The following is a 6,194-nucleotide window of genomic DNA, read 5'->3' on the forward strand; positions in this document are numbered from 1 at the left end:
GACTGTTACTAATAGGTCGAGGGCTTGACCTAAAAAGGTTTACAGTTGAAAGAGATAACTCTTTGGACGAAGTCAGAAGAGTTTGAACTCAATGGATGAACATTTTCTTGTGTAGGATTTAGTCAATAATTAAACAGGCAGAAAACTTGAATGGGTTTTCTGTTTTTTTATATTATAGAGCTCAAAGCTAAGACTTTGGAGCTTTTTTACTTTATAGAAAAGTTCTTCTTTAGGACGAAGTCAGAATTAAAAATGCCTTCATGGAAGCAGTATCATGCGACAGGAACAGCGCGAACAGCAACCAAGCAGGGCGCACGACATTGACCGATAAACGAGCAAAGCGGCGGGTGAAAAAACGTCCGCCGTGCTATGCGGTTAATATAGAAAGAGCTTAAATTAATAGGTCATTCAAACAAATAATTCTACTACCTTTATTTTCATAATAACGTAGCATTTCGTCAATTTTCCTTTTATCATAACTGGTAATACAATCTGATAGGACATCAACGCCATAATTTGCTTTACGTAAGTTGTAACAGGTTGATTTAACACAAGCAACAGCATCTGCTCCTGCTATGTAGAAATCACATATTTCATTTTTACTAATAAAGTTTGTAAATTCTTCACAGCTTAATGCGTTTCCTTTGTATTTTGTAAACACATTTTTTGATACTATTTTCAAGTCTGAAGCTAATTCAGACCCATATGTATTGGGTTTAAAAGTCCTCGTGCCGGCTGATAAATTTTCATGCCTTATATAAATAACATGAATATTATTATTGATTGCCCAATCAATAGCTTTATTGACATTCCCAATAACATCCTTGTAATTCTTTGTTATGTCATTTTGAATATCGATTATTACTAAGGCTTTTTTCTGCATAGCGTTTCCTCCTGATAGGTAGATTGATTTGTTTGCTTTTTATTATACCTTGCAATTGTTGACAACAGTATGGCAACAATCTATAATGATTACAAGAAATTTTGAAAGGCGGCTATCAGATGAAAATTGACAGGCTTGTTAGCATTATTATGATACTCCTTGATAAAAAGCGTATAGGCGCACAGGAGTTGGCAGATATGTTTGAAGTTTCACCCCGCACAATCTACCGCGACATAGACACTATCAACATGGCGGGTATTCCTGTTCGCGGATCATCGGGAGTGGGCGGCGGCTTTGAAATCATGCAGAAATACAAAATTGATAGAAAGGTTTTTTCGACTGCCGATCTTTCTGCTATTTTGATGGGGCTTTCCAGTCTTTCTAACATGATACGAGGTAATGAACTGGTAAACGCCCTTGCAAAAGTCAAGAGTTTTATCCCCGCCGACAGAGCGAACGACATAGAATTAAAAGCAAATCAATTATATATAGATTTAAGTCCGTGGATGGGTAACAGGAACATACAACTATATTTAGAAATTATTAGAACAGCTTTACAGGATAGCAAGCTACTTTCGTTTGAATATGCTGACCGCTATGGAAATAAAACCGCACGAACAGCCGAGCCGTATCAACTTGTGTTAAAAAGTAGTCATTGGTATTGGCAAGGCTATTGCTATAAAAGAAATGATTTTCGCTTATTTAAACTATCCCGTACAACAAACCTGCAAATACAAGAGGAATTTTTTACGCCACGAGATTATCATAGACCGCAGTTGGATTTTACTGATATCTTGGCAACTATGCAAACAAAAATCAAAATTCGTATTCATAAATCTGTCATGGACAGGGTACTTGATTATTGTACTTATGAACACTTTTCGCCAGACGGTGATGAGTATTATATTGTTAGTTTTCCTTTTATAGAGAACGATTACTACTACAATATTCTTTTCAGTTTCGGGGATAAATGTGAGTGTTTAGAGCCGTTACATATCCGCACAGAAATGAAGCGTAGAATACATGATATAGCTACCATATACGAAAGTTAATACATGGAGTAAGACGAAAAAGACAAATGAGTTGTCTTGCACTTTTTTTTCCGTTCCAACTATCAGGCCTATAAATGGACGGGTAGTATTTTTTCGCTTGTATGCGGTGAGAAAATCTTTATCCTTAAGTCCATTGACAAGCTAGATTTTGCAATGTCATTTTATATGTATTAAATTGACATTATATACCTGTCTATATTATTATGAACGTATATTTAAAAATTAAAATAAAAGTATTATTTTGAACTGAGATAAGAACTGGGGTTATAAACTCACCACATGGATACCACATCTAGTCACCGGGTATATGGGTACGAAACGTTTAGATATTGATAATTCTAAGGGATTAGTATGGGCTATAACCGAGCAATGTCTTCCTAATTTTTTAACGCCTAGAGATTGTCCACGAGTGTCGCATATTATTCAACCGATCGAAGCACCGAAGAAGATAAAATCAGATTTTTCTCAAGTATGGATGTTCAACATGTTGTTGCAATAGAAAACAAGTGGTTTGAAGTAATGAAAAACACTGCATTGTTTGTATATGAATTTGATCCTAGAGATTTTAACTTACAGGATGAAATAGCCGGTTATTATATAAGTGATAAAGATCAAAAGCCTATTAACAAAATTATAATCTCGAATATCTTTGATGAAATTTTTAATAGAAAATAGAGCTCAGAGTAATGCCGAATTTATGGAACTTGGCTGAAGAGATAAGAAAATCATCATTAAACTGGTCGTTTTATAGAATGGGGAATGCCGAGAAAATCAATTAGCTGTTTTTGATTTCACAAAATCATATTGTAAACGGTTAAACTTTTAATTAATTAAATAGTACAAAGGAGGATCATAATTTTGAGTAAAAATCCATTTGACCAATTTCCGCATATTGTAACAGATGAAATAACTTTAAGGAAAATTGTTGCTTCTGATCTTGACAGCCTTTTCGAGATTTATAGCAATGAAAACCTGTTTCAATACTCACCGGTAATGATTAAAAAGAATAAAGATACTGTTGCTAATATGATTGGACATTTTGAAAGGGATTTTAATAAAGGAAAAGAAATATTTCTTGGAATATGCTTAAACAATGAACCTGACAATATCGTGGGTGTCGCTGAAATATTTGACTATTCTAAAGATGTCAATATGATATCAATAGGCTATAGAGTGAATGACCGATTTTGGGGGAAGGGAATTGCTACGAAAGCTGTTAAGGCTATGACTGATTACCTATTTTTCGATATCGGCATTAATCGCATACAAGCCTATGTTATGCCGGAGAATATAAAATCGCAGAATGTACTACTGAGAAATGGATTTATGAAAGAAGGAATTATTCGGCAAGGGTTTGTATGGAAAGGACATGGTGTTGTTGATTTGATTTTATATTCCTTGTTGAAATCGGATTTAAAGAAATAAAGCAATGTAAATTAGAACTCTTTATCTATGGAGATTTGATATAAAATAAGAAAATCACTTATCGGAGGTGGGATATGATAACAAGAGAAGAATTTAAATCAATAGCATTAAATTTCTATCATTGGTGTAATTATCCTGCGGTTAAGTATAAGATATTATTTCATTTACTGGATTATAAATATGACGATAGAAAGTTGATGGAACTCCGTAATGATTTTTTACATAGTGATATTGTTATGCAGTTGTATGATGAACAGTTACCGGATGGATCCTGGGGACCTTTAAGAGATAAGGATTATTCCTGCAAAAGTATATTTCCTACTACATTTGTTGCTATTGAAAGGTGTCTTTATATAGGATTAACTATAGAAGACAAGGATATTCTTTTTATGGCGTCGGAATATCTTGAAGAATTCTTACAGGGTAAATCTAAGACAAAACTTTATAATAAAAATGAAAGAGCAATACCCTGGCAAATGAGTGAAATAGCCTTCTATACGGAACGCATAAAGCCGAATAATCCCCTATGCGACAGGCTTTGGAATGAATGGAACTATATTGCTACTTGCGCTTTTGCAGACGGTGAGTATTCACATGATAGGGATAAACGGGCGCAGCATGAAATATTTTTAACCAGGGAGGATAGACTTATTCCCATTCCTATCAGTTTGTTATTAACCAGGTCCAAAGATTTATTAAGGAATTTGGAAGATGCCATGGTCAATTATTATGGAAAAAACGCATATTTAAATGGGTACTTTTGGGACAAATCTCTTGATAAATTCCCTGAGGATTTTGCTTCTAACAAAACTAGAAGATGGTTTCATACAATAAAATACATAAATCAATTTAGGAATACGAAGGATTATCTAAGCAATGCCATGGAATGGTTGTTAAGTAACAGAGATCTAGACGGTTTATGGGATTATGGATCACAGATAAAAGATCCCTGGGGGTATTACGGTTATTTTTCAACAAACCGAAAATATAAGTATAATAATAAAGTTGATTGTACGATGGAAGTTCTTAATATATTAAAGACTTATATAGATCATAATCAAATATAAACACCCCAAACATTTGATATATACCGAATGTCTGGGGTGTTCATTTGACTATATTGCTTTATATTTATTGATAAACTTAGATGTTTTTTGGAACAACTCGAATCCAGATCTCTTCATAATAATTCTCATCTTTGTCCTCATAATACATTTCTAATTCATATCCATCTAGTTTTTCGTAATTAGAGGTAGGTAGCCAATCGGTGTATACACGGCTGTTTAGAAGCTGCGTAGCAGCACTGATTTCTTCAATACTATGTGGCTCATTGGTGAAAATTGCCCACGTAGCTGCCGGAACCTGTACAGTGGTATAACCTTGTGTGTTACTTTTTTCTGTCTTCATTGTACATAACATGTAAGGGAAGGTAGTGCCATCCATATGGCGATACCCGCAAATAGCGTTCACATGGCACAATCCATTATCATGAGTGCTATCAATTCCTGTTGAAGCAGCCAGTTTGTCGTAGGACCCGTTGTGTAACATTTCACTCCAGAAAGAAGGTATTTCTTTTAAATGTATATTATCATTCGTATCAAACACCCTTTCAATACCATAGACCTCAAAAGCTTCTTTTTGTTCAATTCTGTAATTCATTTCACTATCTCCTTTTATTGTTATTTGAAAGGAAATACGGGGATAAGCTTTAATACATATGCCTCGTTTACGTGCGGTTGAAGGCGAAACGCCATGCAAGATCTGAAAAGCTCGTGTAAAGGCTTCCGGAGAATCATAGCCAAACTTTAATGCAAGATCGATCACCTTGATCTCGCTGTTTTGAAGCTCAAATGCAGCAAGAGTCATTCGCCTCCTTCTAACGTATTCCGATAGTGGAATGCTAGCCATATATGAGAACATTCGTTGAAAATGATATACCGAACAGCAGGCGGCCTGTGCAACTTTTGTATAATCAATTTTCTCATCCAGATGATCTTCAATATAACTAATCGCATTGTTCATATGATCCAGCCATTCCATATATCTCCCTCCTTTCAACATGAGTATAGCAAAATGTCATCGCTCTTACCTTGCAGTTTCTGCACGATAATGCTAGCTTCTAATCTAATAATAGAATACTCTTTGTAAAAATGTATGGCAAGACTTTTGTGATGTGTTTTGTTCTTTAACGAGATGTTACTGAACGGCTAACTATAAATTGGATGTTATATGATTGGAATGACTTATTATATCGTTATCTTTTTTCTATAGATAAGAGGGAAAAGAGGAGGTCCTAGAATAGGAGGTTTATGTAAAGATAGTAAAACTATAATTGTAAATAATTGAATATAAAATTAATACAATTTATAGTTGACTTTATCCTCTTAATATAGTATTATGAACTTCCGCCGCTAATTAGGGGTGGGTGCGATAGGTATTATGGTAGTAACATAGATAAATATCATAATAATTAGTCTTATGAGTACGAGTGACATAAATTGGATATAATATTAATGTAATTTGTACTTGACTTTATTCTACAGATGTAGTAAGATTAGCTTCCGCCGTTGATGAGGCGCAACCACAAAGGAGTTTAGATAATTAAGAAATAAAAATTATTTAAAAAAGTGGTTGACATAACACAGAATATATGATAGAATAATTTCTTGTCGGCAGCAAAATAAAAGCTGATAAAAACATTGAAACAGTAGTGTTTTAATGATCATGAACCTTGATAATTGAACAGTGAAACAACCCTGAAAATTCTAAAAATATGGAGTTATCACATGGCTCCAAAAATAGATTTTCATTAGATGTATCAGAGATGATACTAA

General features: G+C 34.1%; 8 protein-coding genes. 6 read left to right on the forward strand and 2 right to left on the reverse strand.

What is annotated here, in order from left to right; all coding sequences use genetic code 11:
- Positions 1–391: 391 nt before the first annotated feature.
- Complete coding sequence (locus tag I5677_RS16975; protein WP_197662841.1) at positions 392–883, reverse strand: cysteine hydrolase family protein; 492 nt, start codon at positions 881–883, stop codon at positions 392–394.
- A 119-nt stretch (positions 884–1,002) separates the two neighbouring features.
- Here I5677_RS16975 and I5677_RS16980 point away from each other — a divergent pair, with 119 nt between their 5' ends.
- From I5677_RS16980 to I5677_RS16995, 6 genes are all read left to right on the forward strand, one after another.
- On the forward strand, positions 1,003–1,935 hold the full coding sequence (locus I5677_RS16980; RefSeq protein WP_197662842.1) for a helix-turn-helix transcriptional regulator: 933 nt from the start codon (positions 1,003–1,005) through the stop codon (positions 1,933–1,935).
- A 307-nt stretch (positions 1,936–2,242) separates the two neighbouring features.
- A complete protein-coding gene (locus I5677_RS17550) occupies positions 2,243–2,434 on the forward strand; it encodes a DUF6886 family protein (RefSeq protein ID WP_408632547.1) in 192 nt (63 codons plus the stop codon).
- Positions 2,407–2,610, forward strand: a complete 204-nt coding sequence (locus tag I5677_RS16985) for a DUF6886 family protein (protein WP_197662843.1) — start codon at positions 2,407–2,409, stop codon at positions 2,608–2,610. Before I5677_RS17550 ends, I5677_RS16985 begins: the two co-directional genes overlap by 28 nt.
- Positions 2,611–2,621: 11 nt before the next feature.
- The gene (locus tag I5677_RS17555) at positions 2,622–2,714 is read left to right on the forward strand and encodes a hypothetical protein (protein WP_408632548.1); all 93 of its coding nucleotides are present in this window, start codon (positions 2,622–2,624) and stop codon (positions 2,712–2,714) included.
- A 79-nt stretch (positions 2,715–2,793) separates the two neighbouring features.
- Complete coding sequence (locus I5677_RS16990) at positions 2,794–3,360, forward strand: GNAT family N-acetyltransferase (protein ID WP_197662844.1); 567 nt, start codon at positions 2,794–2,796, stop codon at positions 3,358–3,360.
- A 74-nt stretch (positions 3,361–3,434) separates the two neighbouring features.
- A complete protein-coding gene (locus I5677_RS16995) occupies positions 3,435–4,427 on the forward strand; it encodes a hypothetical protein (protein WP_197662845.1) in 993 nt (330 codons plus the stop codon).
- 76 nt (positions 4,428–4,503) lie between these two features.
- On the opposite strand, the gene I5677_RS17000 is transcribed toward I5677_RS16995, so the two are convergent.
- The gene (locus I5677_RS17000; RefSeq protein ID WP_197662846.1) at positions 4,504–5,400 is read right to left on the reverse strand and encodes an AraC family transcriptional regulator; all 897 of its coding nucleotides are present in this window, start codon (positions 5,398–5,400) and stop codon (positions 4,504–4,506) included.
- Positions 5,401–6,194 lie beyond the last annotated feature (794 nt).

This window comes from Mobilitalea sibirica, assembly GCF_015999265.1.
Lineage (GTDB): Bacteria > Bacillota > Clostridia > Lachnospirales > Lachnospiraceae > Mobilitalea > Mobilitalea sibirica.

What these genes read in the sequence shown, in the direction of transcription:
- I5677_RS16975 (WP_197662841.1), bottom strand. Translation starts at nt 883, where the DNA reads ATGCAGAAAAAAGCCTTAGTAATAATCGATATTCAAAATGACATAACA.
- I5677_RS16980 (WP_197662842.1), top strand. Translation starts at nt 1,003, where the DNA reads ATGAAAATTGACAGGCTTGTTAGCATTATTATGATACTCCTTGATAAA.
- I5677_RS17550 (WP_408632547.1), top strand. Translation starts at nt 2,243, where the DNA reads ATGGGTACGAAACGTTTAGATATTGATAATTCTAAGGGATTAGTATGG.
- I5677_RS16985 (WP_197662843.1), top strand. Translation starts at nt 2,407, where the DNA reads ATGGATGTTCAACATGTTGTTGCAATAGAAAACAAGTGGTTTGAAGTA.
- I5677_RS17555 (WP_408632548.1), top strand. Translation starts at nt 2,622, where the DNA reads ATGCCGAATTTATGGAACTTGGCTGAAGAGATAAGAAAATCATCATTA.
- I5677_RS16995 (WP_197662845.1), top strand. Translation starts at nt 3,435, where the DNA reads ATGATAACAAGAGAAGAATTTAAATCAATAGCATTAAATTTCTATCAT.
- I5677_RS17000 (WP_197662846.1), bottom strand. Translation starts at nt 5,400, where the DNA reads ATGGAATGGCTGGATCATATGAACAATGCGATTAGTTATATTGAAGAT.